The organism is Marinitoga sp. 1135, assembly GCF_013363245.1.
In the GTDB taxonomy this organism is placed as follows: Bacteria; Thermotogota; Thermotogae; order Petrotogales; family Petrotogaceae; genus Marinitoga; species Marinitoga piezophila.
On the sequence record NZ_LBEZ01000016.1, the window covers coordinates 32273 to 52069 of the forward strand.

Annotated in this window: 15 protein-coding genes and 1 pseudogene; 7 read left to right on the top strand and 9 right to left on the bottom strand. The window is 31.2% G+C overall.

Annotated features, from left to right (window positions below; genetic code table 11):
- Nucleotides 1-16 precede the first annotated feature (16 nt).
- The 6 genes from XO10_RS07310 to XO10_RS07335 form a co-directional block, all read right to left on the bottom strand.
- Complete coding sequence (locus XO10_RS07310; protein ID WP_014296942.1) at nt 17-1183, bottom strand: MalY/PatB family protein; 1167 nt, start codon at nt 1181-1183, stop codon at nt 17-19.
- A 68-nt stretch (nt 1184-1251) separates the two neighbouring features.
- Nucleotides 1252-2451 carry a hypothetical protein gene (locus tag XO10_RS07315; protein ID WP_075780661.1) on the bottom strand — a complete coding sequence of 400 codons (1200 nt, stop codon included), beginning with the start codon at nt 2449-2451 and terminating at the stop codon, nt 1252-1254.
- 5 nt (nt 2452-2456) lie between these two features.
- Complete coding sequence (galT, locus tag XO10_RS07320) at nt 2457-3461, bottom strand: galactose-1-phosphate uridylyltransferase (RefSeq protein WP_014296944.1); 1005 nt, start codon at nt 3459-3461, stop codon at nt 2457-2459.
- Between the two features lie 14 nt (nt 3462-3475).
- Nucleotides 3476-4933, bottom strand: a complete 1458-nt coding sequence (locus XO10_RS07325) for a glycogen synthase (protein WP_075780662.1) — start codon at nt 4931-4933, stop codon at nt 3476-3478.
- A gap of 31 nt (nt 4934-4964) precedes the next feature.
- Nucleotides 4965-5579, bottom strand: coding sequence for an MBL fold metallo-hydrolase (locus XO10_RS07330; RefSeq protein ID WP_075780663.1), 615 nt, complete (start codon nt 5577-5579; stop codon nt 4965-4967).
- A 19-nt stretch (nt 5580-5598) separates the two neighbouring features.
- Nucleotides 5599-6207, bottom strand: a complete 609-nt coding sequence (locus XO10_RS07335; protein ID WP_014296947.1) for a CBS domain-containing protein — start codon at nt 6205-6207, stop codon at nt 5599-5601.
- Nucleotides 6208-6320: 113 nt separating this feature from the next.
- Here XO10_RS07335 and XO10_RS07340 point away from each other — a divergent pair, with 113 nt between their 5' ends.
- On the top strand, nt 6321-7199 hold the full coding sequence (locus tag XO10_RS07340; RefSeq protein ID WP_075780664.1) for a DegV family protein: 879 nt from the start codon (nt 6321-6323) through the stop codon (nt 7197-7199).
- Between the two features lie 17 nt (nt 7200-7216).
- On the top strand, nt 7217-8443 hold the full coding sequence (locus tag XO10_RS10800; protein ID WP_014296949.1) for a replication-associated recombination protein A: 1227 nt from the start codon (nt 7217-7219) through the stop codon (nt 8441-8443).
- Here XO10_RS10800 and XO10_RS07350 read toward each other — a convergent pair.
- On the bottom strand, nt 8440-8676 hold the full coding sequence (locus XO10_RS07350; protein WP_014296950.1) for a S4 domain-containing protein: 237 nt from the start codon (nt 8674-8676) through the stop codon (nt 8440-8442). The two genes, XO10_RS10800 and XO10_RS07350, sit on opposite strands and share 4 nt — an antisense overlap.
- Before the next feature lie 126 nt (nt 8677-8802).
- Here XO10_RS07350 and XO10_RS07355 point away from each other — a divergent pair, with 126 nt between their 5' ends.
- The 5 genes from XO10_RS07355 (at nt 8803) to XO10_RS07375 (ending at nt 15539) form a co-directional block, all read left to right on the top strand.
- Complete coding sequence (locus tag XO10_RS07355) at nt 8803-9828, top strand: ABC transporter ATP-binding protein (RefSeq protein WP_014296951.1); 1026 nt, start codon at nt 8803-8805, stop codon at nt 9826-9828.
- Complete coding sequence (locus XO10_RS07360; RefSeq protein WP_014296952.1) at nt 9828-10991, top strand: ABC transporter ATP-binding protein; 1164 nt, start codon at nt 9828-9830, stop codon at nt 10989-10991. Before XO10_RS07355 ends, XO10_RS07360 begins: the two co-directional genes overlap by 1 nt.
- Before the next feature lie 20 nt (nt 10992-11011).
- Complete coding sequence (locus XO10_RS07365) at nt 11012-12754, top strand: ABC transporter substrate-binding protein (protein ID WP_014296953.1); 1743 nt, start codon at nt 11012-11014, stop codon at nt 12752-12754.
- 117 nt (nt 12755-12871) lie between these two features.
- Nucleotides 12872-13849 carry an ABC transporter permease gene (locus tag XO10_RS07370; protein WP_014296954.1) on the top strand — a complete coding sequence of 326 codons (978 nt, stop codon included), beginning with the start codon at nt 12872-12874 and terminating at the stop codon, nt 13847-13849.
- Nucleotides 13850-13862: 13 nt separating this feature from the next.
- Entirely contained in the window at nt 13863-15539 is a 1677-nt protein-coding gene (locus XO10_RS07375; RefSeq protein ID WP_014296955.1) for an ABC transporter permease, read from the top strand.
- Nucleotides 15540-15604: 65 nt separating this feature from the next.
- Here XO10_RS07375 and XO10_RS07380 read toward each other — a convergent pair whose 3' ends face one another.
- Entirely contained in the window at nt 15605-19375 is a 3771-nt protein-coding gene (locus XO10_RS07380) for a glucodextranase DOMON-like domain-containing protein (protein WP_175421346.1), read from the bottom strand.
- A gap of 209 nt (nt 19376-19584) precedes the next feature.
- Nucleotides 19585-19797, bottom strand: a pseudogene (locus XO10_RS07385) (PQQ-binding-like beta-propeller repeat protein); the annotation flags it as partial.

Genomic DNA, 19797 nt, shown 5'->3' on the forward strand with positions numbered 1-19797 from the left:
GAGGCCATTAGAGGCCTCAGTTCAATTTATTAATGGCGTATTCAATTTGCTTACAGGCTCTTTCTACAATTTCTCTGGATGTTGCGATATTCATTCTCATAAAACCTTCTCCACCAGGACCAAAGGTATCGCCAGAATTAAAACCTACCTTCGCTTTTCTTTCCAGGAATCTTTTTAAATCATCCTGTTTCATATTTAATTCTCTGAAATCCAGCCAAACCAGGAAGGTGCCATCAGAATCAATCACTTTTACCTGTGGAATATTTTTTTCAAAGTATGACTTTACAAATTTATAATTTTCTTCTATATATTCCATAACTTCATTTAACCAATCTTTTCCGTGTTTATATGCAGCTTCTGCTGCGACGAGACTTGAGATATTTTGTAAATATAAACCAGCTTTTTGAATCCATGCTTCAAATGTGTTTCTTAATTTTTCATTTTTTATAATTGCAAAAGAATAATGAAAACCAGCAATATTAAATGTTTTGCTTGGAGCCATTAAAGTTATAGTTCTTTCTGCAATTTCATCAGAAAGTGAAGCAATTGGTATATGTTTTGAATTTTTAAATACAAGATCAGCATGAATTTCATCGGAAACTATTAATACGTCATGTTTTATACATAATTCTCCAATTTTTTCCAATTCTTCTTTTGTCCATACTCTACCAACGGGGTTATGAGGACTGCATAAAATAAACATTTTTGAGTTTTTAAGTTTTTCTTCTAAATCTTCAAAGTCTATTTCATATTTATTATTTTTCAATACTAATTCATTTATTAAAAGATTTCTGTTATTATTTTTTACAGAACTCATAAAAGGTGGATATACAGGTGTTTGAATTAATATATTATCTTTTGGTTTGGTGAATAACATTATTGAAAAGTTTAAAGAGGGTATTACGCCATGTTCTGATAAAATCCAATCTTTTTTTACTTTCCAGGAATGTTTATATTCAAGCCAGTTTATAATATTTTCTTTTAAACTTTTTGGTTCATAAGTATAACCAAAAACGCCATGATCTATTCTTTTTTGTAAAGCTTTTATTACTTCTTCAGGTGCTTTAAAATCCATGTCCGCTACCCACATGGGTATTACTTCATTATCAAAGAATAAATCTGTTTTCCAATCTTTCCAATCCCATTTAATAGAGTTTGTGTTTTTTCTTTCAACAAATTCCATTTTCTTCCCCCCATTTTTTTATAAATTAAAAGATTTTACCGGGCTTTCTGCCCGGTAAAATAAAAGTATTAAAATTCATTTATTACACTAAATTCTATTTTATCTTTAAATTCGTCATTAAATGAATCATAATATTTTGTATATAACATAAATAAATTGTTTGATACAGGATAACCTACAGAAATTTCGGCTGATGTATTTTTATCTAACCAATTATTAATATCTTCTAATGATTCCATAGGTCTATAGTATTTTCCAATAATAATTAGAGGAAATTCTTCAGAAGGTATTTGTGCATATAATGAGCCGGTAATTTCAGGATTTTGAACCTCAAAAGTTTTTGTTAAATCATAATGTAATCTTCCATTTGCATTTATAATATTTCCAAGATGAATATCAATTTCATTAATTCCACCAAATCTAATGGTATCATAATTTAAAATGTCGTAAGCTGTATCAGGATTTTCAAGGTTATTTTCATATTCAACATTTACAAATCCCAATTTATAATAAGGCATCTGTATAACTACAGGAAGTGATTTTAATGTTATTATACCTAAATTTAAAATTCCTCCTGCACCAGCGCCATAACCATTAACTGTTGTTGAGTCAATTGTAGAAGAGATATAACCAGCTTCCCCACCAATTTTTAAAATACCTTCTCCGAGATATGCACTTACACTACCGAGGACATCATCTCTTAAAGGTTTTATATCTTCTTTTTCCATGGTTTTACCGCCAAAAAATTCAAGGTTTATAAAGCCAACATGTGTTTTTAATATTCCATAGTATAAATAACCGCTCTGACTATAATTTACAGGAATAATTGAATCCAATGAATAAGGCATATGAACTTCTGCTTTTATATCTTCACTTATAAAACCTAAGTCTAAAGCATTTTTGAAGTTATTAGTATAATTATACATTAATATACCCAATCCTGCAGTTTTAGGATATGAAATTCCATATCTGAAATATAAAGGTCCAATTCTTAATTTTAATAAATTTATTGTTAATCCTGATAAAATATTATCTGTTTCTTCCATATTTGGAGTTCCATAATATAATGAACCACCAATTTCTTTTTGATATGCATTAAGACCCAACCCAAGCCCAAAAGAATCATTTTCGAAAACACCATTAATAGAATATAAAAGATAATCCTGTCCGTTTTCAGATACTGTGTTGAAATATGGTTGAACATAAAATTCCCCAAAGGATAAAGTTGCTAAAATGCCGATCAATATAATAGATATAAGTTTTTTCATGATATCTACCTCCTCTGTTTTTTTAGATTTTTTGCTGCAACTTCAGGAGATATTGAGTTTATAAAGAAACCTGATCCCCATTCAAATCCTGCAGCATGTGTTAGGCGTGGAATTAATTCAAGATGCCAGTGATAAAAGTTATTATTTAAATTATCAAAGGGAGAGGTGTGTATCATATAATTATATGGAATGTCTCCCAATAAAGAATAAAGATTATAAACAGTATGCTGCAAGATTTCAGCAAAGCTTTTAACTTTTTCAGGGAACTTTCTTAAAATTCCAAAATCAGATGAATGTTCTTTGGGAATTATCCATGTTTCATATGGAAATCGTGGGGCAAAAGGTTCAAATGCAATAAAGTGTTCGTTTTCTTCGATTATTCTGATATTATCTATTTTTTCCTGTTCAATTATAGAACAAAAAATACATTTTTTCTTTAAAGAGTAAAAATTTTTTGCACCTTTTAATTCTTCTTCTATGTATATAGGAATTATAGGAGTTGCAATTAATTGGGAATGTGGATGTTCTAAAGATGCTCCGGCATCGCTTCCATAATTTTTAAATATCTGTATGTATTTTATTTTTTTATCTTTTTTTATTTCGTTGAACCGTATTAAATATGCCCATATAATTTCTTCAACTTCTTTTTCGGACATATTATATATTTTATGATGGTGTTTTTGTGATTCAATTATTACTTCATGATAACCATATCCATCTAATGAATAATATATGCCATTTTTTTTGAATTTTGGTGATATATCAGGTATTACAGCAGGGAATTTATTTGGAACTACTCTTATCCACCAGTTTTCATCATTGGGTTTTGAATTTTCAGGTTTAAATGCCAGTATTTCTGGTGGAGTTAAATGTTCATTTCCCTTATCAAAAGGGCAAAATATTTCTTCGGATATTTCTTTTCTTTCAATTTTTTGAATAGGGCGATTTGAACGTTCTGAAGATATTATCACCCATCTGTTTGTTATAGGATCTTTTCTATATTCTGGCATAAAACCTCCCTGCCCTAGACTTTTTTAGCCAAAGCTCTTTTATACAAATGTATGTATTCTTCAGCAGATTTATCCCATGAAAAGTTACTATTCATAGCGTTTAAAACAACATTTTTCCAACATTCAGGTTTTCTATAATATATATTAAGTGCTTTTAAAATTGCAACCAATAAATCTGAAGAATGGTAATTATAAAATCCAAAACCGTTGCCTATATTTTTTTCACAATTAAATTCTTTTACTGTATCAGCCAGACCACCTGTATATCTTACAATGGGTATTGTACCATATCTCATGGAGTACATCTGTCCAAGGCCACATGGTTCATATCTTGAAGGCATTAAAAACATATCGCTTCCAGCGTATATTAATTGAGCTAATTTAATATCAAATCGTATATTTATTGACAATCTATTATTATATTTGTTCTGAAATTCCTTTAATTGTTTTTCAAAACGTTCTTCTCCTGTTCCAAGAATTATTACCTGAACATCTAAAAGAGTTAAATAATCGAGTATGTCGGCGATTAAATCTATGCCTTTTTGTTCTACTATACGGCCTATAAAACTTATTACAGGAATATTTTTATTTTCTGGTAATCCCAATTCCTTTTGAAGTGATAATTTATTTTTGTATTTATTTTCAAGATTTTCTTTACTGAAATTATATGGAATATTTTTATCTGTTTCAGGGTTTATTTTTTCATAATCAACACCATTTATTATTCCGTACAAATCATTATTTCTAACCTTTAATACACCATCTAATTTATACCCGTATTCTTCTGTTTGTATTTCTTCTGCATATGTTTTACTTACTGTATTAATTATATCGCTGAAAAGTATTCCACCCTTTAAAAAATTAATTTGACCAAAAAATTCAAGTGCATCGATATTGTATAAATAGCCCGGTAAACCTGCAATACTTAATATATCAGGTGGAAAGATTCCCTGATAGCCTAAATTATGAATAGTAAAAACAGTGGCTATTTTTGATAATACATCATCATCGCGGTAATTGGTTTTTAAATAAACAGGAATTAACGCTGTTTGCCAATCATTCAAATGAAGTAGATTTGTTTCTGGCAAATAATTTTTTATAAATGAAATTACTGCGTCAGAAAAATACGTTGTTTGATGTTCTTTATGAGGATATTCATATACGTCATCTGTTGAAAATAATTCTTCATTTTTTATCAGATATACAGGAATATCTGTATCTGGAAGAAAGGATTTAAATACAGAAAATGAATATTTAAAGGAATGACTGAAAGGATAAAGATTTTCCGCAACCTTTTCTAAATGGTACCCTTTGCTTTTTATATTTTTTTCTGCAACTTTATGAAATGGCATAATAATATTAAGTTGGTCTGTATATTTCTTAATATATTTTGGCAATGTTCCCGCAACATCAGCAAGTCCGCCAACCTTCGCGAAAGGATCAACCTCATATGAAACAAAAGAAATATTCATATATCCCACCCCTTATATAATAATAAAAAGATTATTTAACCTTATATGGTGTATCATGAGTGAATATTACGTAATCAGACTTTTCCGTCCATTCTTTTACTATTTCTGCAACTTTATCTGTTCTCAAATTTCTCATAATATCATAAAAATCTATTTTTGTCATACATATATCTCCAGGCAAAAAGAGATTTCCGAAATTTTCACTTTCTATAAATAAAGATACATGTTCTTTTGAGTGGTAAGGAGTATAAATTACGGTAATGGCATTAAAAAGTTTTTCGCCACCTTTAAAAGTTTCCACGCGACCTTCCCAGGAATCAACCATTTGTTGATAAGCCTGACCAATTAAAGGACCGAATTTTCGATAATTTTTTCCTTTATAATTTTCATGAATTCTTATTGTTGCATTAGGGAAAAATATTGAATTATATGCATGATCAAGATGAACATGTGTAAGTACTATATCAGTAATTTCTTCTGGAGGAATATCTAAATTTTCTTCTATATCCTGGATTGTATGGATATGGCCGGGGTCTATTAAAACCTTTCTATTTTCATCTTCGAGTAAAAATACAGAAGAAAATGTTCCATGTACCCTTCCAGTAATAGTTAACAAGCCACCATCGAGTATAATCCTGAATTTCATATTTTCCCTCCTTTAAATATTAAGCCTCTTCGTAAATTCCATCATATTCTATATCATTATCATCAAGTATATTAGAAACAGCATTAACATCCTTTAGAGATAGTTTTACAGAAATCATACGTCTGGTTTTATTTATTTTACATGTAGTCATGGAAAGTATATTTAAATTATTATTGCTGAAAGTTTCAACTATTTTTTTTAATTGTCCAGGTTTATCGTCGAGAGTAAGTATAACTTTTGTTCCAGCTTCATTTAATGCTGTAATATTCACCATTGCACTGATTATCTCATCAAATCCAAATAATCCCACAGGATTCATATCATAATCTACAACGGGTAAAACTTTGAATTTAGTTTCCATCATTGTAAGAAGTACGTCTTCAACTAAGTCATCTTCATATAAAAAATCTTCAATAGGATCAAAAACATTAATTAGAAATTCATCGCTATCATATTCTCTTAAAATAGCAATATCTTCCTTTCTAATTGAAGAAAAAAGAGTCCCGTTTTTTCTTAAAATAAGTATTATATCAATATCTTTTTCGAAAAAAAGTTTTATTGCATCATCAATGGTATCATCAATATTTAATGTTTTAAAATCATTCCTCATCCATAATTTGACATACATTCTTATATCCTCCTTAATACTCTTTTATTATAATTATACACCAAAATATATGTTTTTTATGTTATAATGATATTGCCGACTTTTATACAGTAATTTTAAGGAGGAAATTAAAAATGAGTGAAAAAGAAAAAATAGCTATTGTTGCTGATTCTGGTTGCGGTATTCCAAAAGACATTGTTGAGAAATACGATATAAAAATCATTCCTTTAAGAACTATCATCGATGGTAAGGAATATAATGAAGGTGAATTTTCTCAGGAATTTTTATACGAAAGAATGGATAATGGGGATGTGAAAACTTCTCTTCCGAATCCTGATATTATAAGGAATACATTTGAAGAATTAATAAGAAACGGTAAAAAAAGAATAATTACATTTAATCTATCAGGGAGTATGAGTGGAACGTTTAATATATTTAGATTAGTTTCAAATGAAATTATGCAAAAATACGAAGATGTGGAGATAGTAAATATTGATACATTAAACATTTCTATTGGTGGAGGTTTGGTTGCATATAGAGCGGCGCAAATGATATTTGAGGAAGGAAAATCATTTGAAGAAGTTGCAAAGTGGGCTGATGAGTATAGATTTAAGTCAAAGATATTCTTCGTTATTCCAACATTGAAATATCTTGCCAAAGGCGGAAGAATAGGTAAGGTTTCAGCCAAAATAGGTGAAATGTTAAACATAAAACCCATTATTTCCAATAGTGATGAAGGAATATATTATACTGTTACAAAGGTTCGCGGATTAAAACGTTCATATGATAAAGTTTATCAGGAATTTTTAAAATTTGTAGATGGAAGAAAACATATGGCGGCAGTTTATATAAGTGGAACATCAAAAGAATTGGAAAAATTACAAAAAGATTTTGTAAAAAAGATTGAATCTTTGGAAAATAATATAGAAGTTCTTGTTGGTAAAGTTTCAAGCACTATTGGTGTTCATTCTGGACCGGATATGTTTGGAATAGCTGCATTAGTTCTTGAATAATTTGAAAGGGGTTTAATGTGAATAGGCCTTTATACGAAGAATTAAGACCAAAAAATCTGGAAGAGATAGAGGGAAATGATGAATTAAAAAAGATTTTAAAAAGATGGATAAAAACAAATAAATTAAAGTCGTTTGTTATATATGGACCACCGGGGTGCGGGAAAACCACGGTGGTTTCTGCGTTTTTAAATGAACTGGATAAAAATAAATACGAAATCCATAAAATTTCTGGAGCATTAGAAGGAGCAAAAACATTAAAAAATATAATTAATACAAAAAATCCCCTTTTCCAGAAACAAATTGTATTATTTGTTGATGAAATTCATCGCTTAAATAAGGCAGAACAGGATGTATTATTATTGCATGTGGAAAATGGAGACGTGGTTTTAATAGGCTCTACAACAGAAAATCCTTCTTTTTCCTTAAATCCTGCTTTGCGTTCGAGGGTATTGTTATTTGAAATAAAACCGTTAGATACAGGAGAAATAAAAAATATTTTGGAAAAAATAAAGAAGAAATATAATATGACCTATTCGGAACAATTGCCAGAAATTCTTAAAGAGATATTTGGTCATGATATAAGACAAATGATAAATATATTAGAAGCTTTAATTGACATAGGAGAAAAAAATATAACCCCTGAAACGTTAAGTAAAATAAACTCTTCGTACAGGGGATTTTCAAAAGAAAATAAATATGATGCTATTTCAGCTTTTATAAAGAGCATTCGTGGAAGTGATCCTGATGCGGCGGTTTTTTATCTTGCATATATGCTCGAAAATGGAGAGGACCCTGTATATATAGCAAGAAGATTAATGATTCTTGCAGGTGAGGATATAGGACTTGCGGATCCGATGGCATTAAATATAGCAGTTTCAGCATTTATTGCTACAAAAGAAATTGGCTATCCTGAATGTTTATATCCTTTAACAGAAGCAACGTTATATTTATCATCAGCGCCAAAATCCAATACTGTAATGAAGACATATTTTAATGCTAAAAATGCAATAAATGAAAAATTTGAAATTCCTTTGAAATTGAGAAATCCAGTAACTAAATTTATGAAAAATAAAGGGTATGGCAAAGAATATAAATATCCTCATGATTTTGGCGGTTTTATAAAAGATACGTATCTTCCTGATAAATTGGAAAATAAACAATTCTTTAATCCCAGAGAAATTGGTTTTGAAGGGAAAATAGCTCAAAGATTAAAAAAGTTATGGAAAGGTATTAAAGACTATTAATCTTTATTATCGTTAAAAATTTCATTTATAATTTCGATTTTATAGTTATCTGTTACTTTAAAAATTATTTTTTTGTTGTATAATATTATGCTGATTATGTCACCAGGTTTTACTTCGTACGAAGGTTTTAATGTTTTTTCATTTTTTAATATTTTACCAGCTTTTGCCAATTCATTGGCTACAGTTCTTCTTTTGATAATTCTATTTACCTTTAAAAATTTATCCAATCTCATAAAAACACCCCCAAAAATATATTAATTGAAAAAATTCCTTGACATAAAAGACTAAAATAATTATAATATATTTAGCGTGTAAAAATAATTAAAATATTTTAAAATATATATTATGAGGTGATAGAGTTGTCAGAGCCAGTTCTTATAGTCGAAAACTTAAAAACATATTTCGACATAGCTGAAGGAACAGTTAAAGCAGTAAACGGCGTATCCTTTACTTTAAATCCCAACGAATCATTAGGAGTTGTTGGGGAAACAGGTTCAGGAAAAAGTGTTACAATGAAGACCATTATGGGACTTATAAAAAAACCAGGCTATATTCCAGAAGGTAGAATTTTATTCTTAACTGATGAATTCAGTAAAGACGGTAAAAAAGAGTATGTTGATTTAACCAAACTTACCCCACAGCAATTTACACGCATTAGAGGAAGACATATTGCTATGATCTTCCAGGATCCAATGACATCCTTAAATCCGATGTATACTGTTGCTGATCAAATGATCGAAACTATTATGTATCATCAGAATGTTTCTGAATTAGAGGCAAGAAAAAGAGCTGTAGAATTATTAAGAAAAGTTGGAATTCCAAATGCAGACAAAAGAATAGATGATTATCCATTTCAATTCTCTGGAGGGCAAAGACAGAGAATCGTTATTGCTATAGGTTTATCATGTAATCCCGAATTATTGATTGCAGATGAACCTACAACAGCACTTGATGTTACAATTCAGGCTCAAATACTTGAGTTAATGAAAGATCTTCAAAATGAATTTAACACAGCAATGATATATATTACACATGACTTATCTGTTGTAGCTGAAATAGCAGATAAGGTTATGGTTATGTATGGTGGTAACCAGATGGAGGTTGCCGATGTAAATACAATCTTTGAAAAGCCAACACATCCATATACAAATATGTTGCTTAATTGTATTCCAAGACACGACGCAAAAAAAGATGAATTGGAACCAATTCCTGGGCAACCGCCAATAATGCTCGATCCTCCAGATTTGTGTCCATTCTTGCCAAGATGTCCAATGGCAACGGAAAAATGTAGAAAAGCAAAACCAGATTTAAACGAACTTGAACCAGGACATTTTGTAAGATGTTGGAATCCTGTATTGGACGCAAAAATGGGAGGAGATAAATAATGCTTTTAAGAGTTAATAATTTAAAAAAATATTTCCCTATAAAACACGGATTTATTGTTGAAAAAACTGTAGGATATGTAAAAGCAGTTGATGATGTTTCATTTACTCTTGATAAAAATGAAACATATGGTCTTGTTGGAGAATCTGGTTGTGGTAAGACAACTATCGGTAAAACAATTTTAAGATTATATAATCAAACAGATGGTGAAATCTTTATTGATGACGAAGATACAAGTTATTTCTTCATGAAAAGATCAGAAGCAAGAAAGTATCTTCAAAAACATTATATAGATGTATTACATGAAGGAATAAAGGAAAAATCAGAATCAGAATTCTTAAAATCAATTCCAGATTATAAAAGAAAGTATTTTGAATACATTATAAAAAATGGTGAAGCAAGATTTATAAATTACATGCTTTCAGATTTAAAGCAAAAAAGAATGCATTTTAGAAGAAAGGTACAGATTGTTTTCCAGGATCCAACATCCTCATTGAACCCAAGAATGGCTGTTGGACAGATACTTGCTGAACCGCTTTTATTCCATGGTATTGCAAAAAACAAAAATGAAGCGTATGATATAGTTAGAGAAATACTTGTAAACGTTGGATTAAAAAAATACCATGTTGATAGATATCCACATCAGTTCTCTGGAGGACAAAGACAGAGAATTGCTGTTGCAAGGGCAGCTATTTTAAAACCAGATTTAATCATTCTTGACGAGCCAACTTCAGCTCTTGACGTTTCTGTTCAGGCACAGATAATCAAATTATTAAAAGATTTACAGAAGGAATTAGAAGCTGGATATCTCTTCATTTCACACGACTTAGGTGTTGTAAGATTCATTTCAAATTATGTTGGTATTATGTATCTTGGAAGAATGGTTGAATATGGTGATTCTGATGAAATATTTGACCATTATAAACATCCATATACAGAAGCTTTATTAAATGCAGCTCCTGTACCGGATCCTAAAAAGAGAAGAGACAGAAAACAATTTATTATACAGGGACAGGTTCCATCTCCAATTAATAGACCAAGCGGATGTTTCTTCTCACCAAGATGTAAATATGCATTTGAACCATGTTCAAAGAAATATCCACCTTATTATAAAGTAGGTAATAATCATTTTGTAAGTTGTTATAAGTATGAAGCAAAATCATGAAAATCAAGGGAGGGAGTAGCATGAAGAAGTTATTAGTATTGTTGTTTGTTCTTGTTACAGCATTAGCTGTGTTTGCAGATGAAGTAGATTGGGCTATTGAAGATGTTGCTGGAAAACCAGGGGGAACACTTTTCTTAAGTACAACATCAGGTCCAAAAACTATGAACCCAGCATGGGCACAGGAAACATCTTCAACAGAAATTATTGGATGGGTATTAGACACATTGGTACATTCTTCAAACAAAGGTTTGCCAGAATTACCAGGTTTAGCAAAGGAATTTTCAGCTGAAGTTACAGCAGACGGAAAAACAGTATATACTTACGTATTGAGAAAAGGTTTAAAATGGTCAGATGGCGAACCATTAACAATTGACGATGTTATCTGGTCATTTGAAAAAATTTGGTTCGATCCAAACATGACAGCAAACGGAAATGGTGGATACCTTGATGCTAATGATGAATTACCAACTATTAAAAAAGTTGATGACTACACAGTAAAATTCATTTACAACTCAAAATTCAGAAGAGGTCATCAATCAATAGGATGGGCAGAAATCTTACCAAAACACGTATTAGAACCATATTACAAAGCAGGTAAATTCTCAGAAGCATGGTCATTAAAAGAAATAGATAAAGTTGTAGGTTCTGGTCCATTTGTATTAAAAGAATACAAAGAAGGCGTTAGAGTTGTATTAGAAAAGAACCCATATTACTATAGAAAAGATAAAAATGGTGTACAATTACCATATTTAGATAAAATCATTTATATTGTTGTTAAAGACTTAAACACAGCAAGACTTAAGTTCGAAGCTGGAGAAACAGATATCTATTCACCAACAGCAGAAGAATTCCCAGAAATCAGGGCAATGGCTGACGAAAAAGGTTGGATAGTAAGACAGGGTGGACCAAACTTAGGTTCAAACTTTGTAACATTCAACTTCAATGCAAAAGATCCAGTTAAGAGAAAATGGTTCAGAAATGACCACTTCAGAAAAGCTATTGCATACGCAATTGATAAACAAACATTAATCGATGTTCTTTACAATGGATTAGGTGCTGCATTATACGGTCCTGTATCACCATCATCAGGATACTATAATCCAGAAGTTGAAGAATTAGGATACAGATACTCATTAGCAAGAGCTAAGAGAGAACTTAAAAAAGGCGGATTTGTATTAAAAGGCGGAAAATTATACGATGCAGATGGAAATCCAGTTAAATTTGAATTAACAACAAACGCAGGTAACAACGTTCGTGAAGAAATTGGAAACATCTTAGCAGAAAACTTAAAGAAATTAGGAATTGAAGTTAACTTTGCACCAATGCAATTCAATGCACTTGTTGGTAAATTGGTATCAACAGGAGATTGGGAAGCAATTATTATTGGTTTAACAGGTTCTGTAGATCCAGCATCAGGATGGAACGTATGGAAATTAGATGGTGGATTACATTTCTGGAACTACTCACCAGAAGTAAAACCAGATATGTTTGACGAAGAATTAAAAGCAGATTACTGGGTACCAGATTACGAAAAGAGAATTGACGAAATTATGAGAGCTCAGGTTGGAGCAGTTGATGAAAAAGAACTTAGAGACTTATTCAACGAATTCCAGATGTTAGTAGCAGAACATCAGATTTTAGTATACACAGTTGCACAGAACTACTTAGTAGCATACAAGAACACAGTTCATATCTACAATCCAGAACCAAATCCAGCAGCTGGTGTATTATGGTCAGCATGGAACATCTGGAAAGATCAATAATACATAATTTTATGTTTAATTAATTTATTATTATCTTTTTAATTTCAATTGGGAGTGGGGGAATGTGGAGATTTCTCCACTCCCTTTTAAATTCATTCCATAAGGAGGTCAGTTTTAATGTTAAAGTATATTTTAAGGAGGCTTATATTAGCCATTCCTGTACTTCTTGGAGTTTCCATTTTTTCTTTTATGATTATTTCACTTGCTCCAGGTGACTTTTTGGATTCTTATAGAATGAATCCGGCAGTTAACCCTGAACAGGTAAAGAACCTTGAAAGAAAATTTGGTCTTGATAAATCCCCTGTTGTACAATACCTATTATGGTTGAAGAATATTCTTCAAGGTGAATGGGGAGATTCATTTACCTATCAGGTTCCTGTTTGGGATTTAATCTGGAGAAGAGCAGGAGCAACATTATTACTCAGTATCACTACATTCATTTTTACCTGGGGGATAGGTATCCCGCTGGGTATATATGCGGCGTTACACCAGTATAGTATTGGTGACCAGATTATAGGGGTTATAGGTTTCATAGGATTATCTATACCTAACTTCTTCTTTGCATTATTGTTCCTCTATTTTGCAGCAAAGACAGGTGGAAAGATATTCCCTGTTGGTGGATATATCTCATTAGATTACGATACATTCCCAGCATGGAAGAAATTTTTAGACCATGTATGGCACGTATTAGGACCTATGATTACTCTTGGTACTTCAGGTTTAGCTGGTACAATGAGGGTTATGAGAGGTCAGTTGCTTGATGAATTAAAACAGGATTATGTTGAATTTGCAAGAGCAAAAGGTATGCCAGAAAAGGTTGTTATTTATAAACATGCTTTGAGAAATGCTATAAATCCAATAGTTACATCATTGGGTTTTGCAATTTCCGGTCTTTTAGGTGGAGCTGTTTTAACAGAAAACGTATTTGGATGGCCAGGTATGGGGCAATTAATTATTGAAGCTCTCATGCAACAGGATATGTTTGTTATTATGGCTGATATTATGTTAGCTTCTGTATTGTTGGTTATAGGTAACTTAATTGCTGATATCTTACTCGCTGCTGTTGACCCAAGAGTAAGATTAAGATTAGGATAACGGAGGGAAGATAATGGCTGAAAATAAAGAAATAAAAAACAATCAGGAAAATCAGGACGTTTTTGAGAAACAATTTTTGTCCACCCCTCAGTTAATATGGAGAGCTTTAAAAAGACATAAATTTGGTATGGTTTCAATGTGGATTTTGATTATATTCTATATTTTTGCATTGTTTGCAGATTTCTTATCTCCAATGGATTATAGGGTACAGCATATACAATATAAGTTTGCTCCTCCAATGAAGGTATTCTGGAAGGATGTAACAGGAAAATCTACAGGACCTCATGTATATTTATATAAGAGGGTAAAGGATCCAGTTACATTTCAGAGTACATATAATCCAGCAACATATTTTGATAGATTTGTTGCATATGATGATTTAAATTTTGATACAGAAAAGGAAACAGAATTAAGCCTTCAGGAATATAATCCAGATTTCGAATCAACAGTAACAAATTATCTTTTCGTTTTAAAATATGAAACATATGCTGTTGATAAAAATGGAAAAGAATACAAAATTGATTCTCAAATAAAAGAAGAACCTTTAGTAACCTTTGAAGAATTAGGAATTGCAGGAAAAACTGTTGAAGCAGATGAAAATGGATATATTTCTACAGATCAAATTCCGTTATTAAAAGGAGATAAGGTTCTTTTAAGTGAAGAAAACAGTAATCTCAGTAAGGTATTTTATTTTGAAGAAAACCCAAAAACAAAAAGAAATCTTGATAGATATAATTTAAAGAAAGAAGATATTACAGAATTTAAAAAATATGTTTTACTTGATACAATCTCAGTTGAAACAGAAGAAGATTTTTATGAATATTATCCAGAAAACTTAGAAAAAGTAAAATTAAAAACATTTAACATTAAATTCTTTACACATGGTTGGGAATATAAATGGCTTGGTTTAATTCCAATGGATCTTCATTTATTTGGAGTTGAAAAAAGTAAATTACCATATTTTGCAGAAGATTATGCAACAAAAGATGGAATTATTTATCTCTGGGGTGCAGATAAATTTGGAAGAGATATGATTAGTAGATTGGTATTTGGAAGTAGGGTTTCATTAACAATAGGTCTTTTAGGTATTGCTATTACATTTACTATAGGGTTATTCCTTGGTGGTGTTGCAGGTTACTTTGGTGGATGGATTGATGAAGTGTTAATGAGATTTACAGAAATACTTATGTCAATTCCAAGTTTCTATTTGCTTGTTTCATTGAGTGCAATATTGCCATCAGAACTTTCACCAGCTATAAAGTATATTCTTATTATAGTAATACTTTCATTTATAGGTTGGCCAGGAATGACAAGGGTTATCAGAGGTATGACTCTTGGTTTAAAAGAAACAGAATTTATTCAGGCAGCTGTAGCATTGGGATATCCATCAGGTAGAATTATCTGGAAACATTTATTGCCAAATACTGCTACATATGTTATAGTTTCAGCTACATTATCCATACCAGGTTATATTCTTGGTGAAGCAGGTCTTAGTTTCCTTGGTTTGGGTATCAGGGAACCCTCTGCAAGTTGGGGATTAATGTTAGCTCAGGCACAAAATATTACAGCATTAACTAATTATCCATGGTTGTTATTGCCAGGTTTATTTATCTTTATAACAGTTCTTGCATTTAACCTCTTTGGTGATGCTATAAGAGACGCACTTGATCCAAGAGCATTAGGACATTAATATTTAGTTATATAAATATCAGCCCTCTCATTTTTGAGAGGGCTGATTTGTTTAATATTTTAATATTAAAAATCTATTTCTACAGGTATTAATGTTGCATATTTTTCTTTTGAAGCATCATATGAAGATAATACTTTATGCTGATCATAACCTTCTGGAACGATAATATCAAGAACAAATGGTCCAAAATCACCAGCATCTGATGGATATCCTCCAAGTGTCCATTGTCCTGATTCAGGAGTTACTGCTCTGAAGTGATCTGCACCATATCCATCCTGAGAACCAACCATAAAGTATGCAAATATTTTATTTGAATCCATTTTTAAATATTTTTTCATTACTATAACTGAAATAATTTTTTCTCCAGGATCACATTCTACCTGAACACCTTCTGGAAATTCCTGATCATTTGAATCAGCAAGCAATTGTCCATATGAAGGCCAACCGGCAATTTTTATGAAATAATCCCATGGATGTGCAGTATCAAATTGAACCCTTGCACCTTCTTTATAAGTAGAAACTTTTCCACCATCTTTGGTATCGAGATAAATATTTATAAGCTGATGTGAAAAACCTTTTGGAGCTCCCCATGGATTTGTAATTTCACCAAATTTGAATTTAAATACAATTGAATCATCTGCATCATAAACCTTTACCCATTCAATATCCCATAATCCTTTAAATGGTTCAAAAGCACCGTCTTTTGGATATGTATATCCTCCAGGACCATCTTCGTCTCCTATAGGATCTTTAAATTCTTTTACTAATTTTCCACCAATTTCTTTTGGAATCATTACATGTACAGGACCACTATTTGGTGCGAAATCAACATCTTTTGAATTGCCTTTTTCAGTATATGCCATAACAACTGCAAGATTAAATTCATCACCGCTTTTTACACCAATTAAATCGTAAGGAATTTTAAATTCAACAATGTTTCCTTTTACTGCGATTAGATCCTTTTTCTTTCCACCAATCATCCATCTTTCTGTTCCGCTTGCATTATAATAATATAAATCTGATAATTTAGGATATTTTTGTAAATTGAAAGAAAATCTCTTTGCCAGTGCGAAACCGAGATCGGTTACTTTTTCTCCTACTCCGGAATATGCAGTCCTTGTATTTAATTTTTGTGCTCCTGGTTTATCTGTGTAGATTTCTAATTTATAAGGTTTACCTTTTAAATCTTCAATGGATTTTTTCAATTCTACAGCTACATATAAATTAGCATTATCTCTTCCCACATAAATTCCTGAAATTAAATCTCCTTCTTTATACATTACGCCAGAATCATCATCAAGGTAATATGCGGATTTTTCCATTTCATTATCGGATATTTCGCCATCGAGAACAATTTCAACTTTTCCAATATTACCTTTACTTGCTGTTGAAGGGCGTTTGTTTGCTATATATAAATATCCAGGGATTTTTTCTTCAGGAACTCCTGCAAGTTTATATATTTGAATTAAAAGTTTCTTAAATTGCATATCAAATAATACTTCATTTGGTCCGGCATCCTGATCGCTTCCATACCACCAGAACCAGTCACTACCTTCTGCAGCGTATAATGTATTTAATGCCTTTTTGAAATCTTCTTTAGATATATTATCTTTATTACTCATTAAAACTTCTCTTGCTTTTGCCAGTCTATCCCATGCTTCATTTTCTTCCTTTTCTCCGTACCAGGTATCTAAGCTTCCACCAACCCATGAGCCCTTTGGCAACTGATTTAATTCATTATTTACTCCGTAATTTTCAATATATTCTTCAGGTGTAACGAGTTCTATATATGGATCATTTGATAATGCTTCATAGAATAATTTTCTGAAATCATTACCGTTATTTGGATAATGTTCCCAGGCGTTTTCACCATCAAGAGCTACAGTTACAACCATATCACCTTCATCATTCATCTTTTGAATATTATGTAAAGCACTCAGAAAATCTTTTACAGCTCCTTCTTTAGACATATTAGAATATTTAAACCCTATTCTGTCTGAAAGGTCTGTATCTCTAAAGAATACCACTACACTTTTTCCGTTTACTGTTACTTTATATGGTTTATATAATTGATGTGGATCGCCGGTATTTATTCCAGCTTTTTGAAGTATTTGTTTATCTGTAACTATCCATTTTACATTATTATCTGCAAACATTGGAACAAGTGGAGTGCTCACAGCCTGTTCAGAAGGCCACATACCTTCAGGTCTTTTTCCAAAAATTTCTTCGAAATAACTTAAACCTTTTTCTATTTGAGCTTTTGCGTCTTCTGGCCAACCCATATCTATTAATAATGGCAAAATTGGGTGATAATAAGGTGTTGTGGTTAATTCAATTTTTCCTTCTTCCCATAATTTTTTGTATTTTTCAACTATACTATTCATTAATTCATAATGTTTTGAAATTACGTAATCAAGATCATCCTTTGTATAATTTCTATCTTTTTCCATAAGTGCTTTTAATCTTTTGTCAGCATTTATATATTCTATATTTATCCAGTATAAGTTCCACATTACTTTTAAATCAAGCCAATCCTGAGAATTGAATTCTTCATTTTTATCTCTTTTTTCCCTTAATTCAACATATCTTGGATGTGTATCTACAAATTGAGGATTTATATCAAAAAAGTGCCACTTTACAAAATCCTTTTCTTCATCTGTAAGATTATCTTTTAATGATAATTTAAGATATTTATCTTCTCCGCCGTTTTTTACATAATCCATTAATTGCATTAATAATACAGGTGTGATATTAAAGGTTACTCTTCCAGAGGTAAGGTATTTATCTACAAGATCAGCCATATATGGATAATCGTTTACGGCATGAGCTCTAACCCATGGCATTTCAGCATCCTTTTCGCCAGGTATTTTATAGGCAGGTTGATGATGATGCCAGATAATAACTACTTTTAAAGGTTCCTTATCTTCATTTCCTTTTGGAACTGAATTTAAAAATGCTTCTACGCTTTTTTCATTAATTTCATTAATTTCTGGTGCATTGGAATTATCAGAAGCTGTAGCTTGAGGAGGTAAATCTCTCCAGGAAGCAACAGAATCCTTTTGTTCCTGTTCAATATCTTTTACTATAACAACTCTATTTGGAATTTCCTCTCCATTTTCATCCTTTTCAACAGTATCCCAGTTTCCTCTTGTATATTTATATTCAAGTCTTTTTCCAACTTCTGTTTCTAATTCAAATGTTGCTTTTAATCCATTTCTTTTCATTGCCAGCTTTCCAGGATCCCAATTATTAAAATTACCAACTATATAGATAACATCATTTTCTGGAGTGTTTGGAGGCAGGGTTACCTCAAATTTTACAACGGCTTTTTCACCAGGCTGAGCAGCAGTTTTTATTTCAGCAGGAATATCTGCCCAGCTTTCAACAGTATCTTCAACAATTTTGTTAGAATCAGCAATAACTTTTCTATTTGCTATTTCATTTCCGTCTTTATCCTTTTCAACTGTTCCCCAATTTCCCCGTGTATATTTATACTCAATCTCTGTATCTTTATTAACAGTGATAGTAACAGTTCCTGTATTGCCATCTCTGTTTAATACATAAGCGTCATCGCCGGGATTCCAATCATTAAAGGAACCTACAATATAAACCTTTTCATCAGCAGGTGTGTTTGAAGGTAAAGCTACTTTAAAGGTTAATGTAACTTCTGAGGTGTTGCTTTCTACTTTTGCATTTGATTCAACAGATGTTTCTGGTGGTGTAATTGCTGTGGTAGTAGATTGCTGTTGAGCTCCACAACCAACAAATAATACCAATGATAAAATACTTAATAAGATCATGAGCACATAGCCATGACGAAGATGTGTCTTTTTCATAGACTCTTTAACCCCCTTTTAAAATTTGTGATATACGGTATTTTAATATATATATCTTCACTCAAAGATAATTATACACCAAAATATAATATTTTTTCAAGTTTTTAACTGTTTTTGAATAAATAAAAAAACCTCTTTGATTTCACAAAGAGGTTTTTTTCAGTTTGACATAATAAAATGAATATAAACATTTCATGATTTTATAAACTTTATTCCTCCAATAACTCAAGAACATATAAATATCCCTGCGTATCGCCATCGATGATATACTTTCCAATTTTATATGGAGCACCGCCTAATCTTGAAGTCCCATTTTCATATTCATATTCCCAGAGAATATCACCTGTTTTGGCATCAATACAAAATATGCTAGGACCCCATGGATGTGCATAAATTTTTCCGTTTTTGTAATCTAAATAATA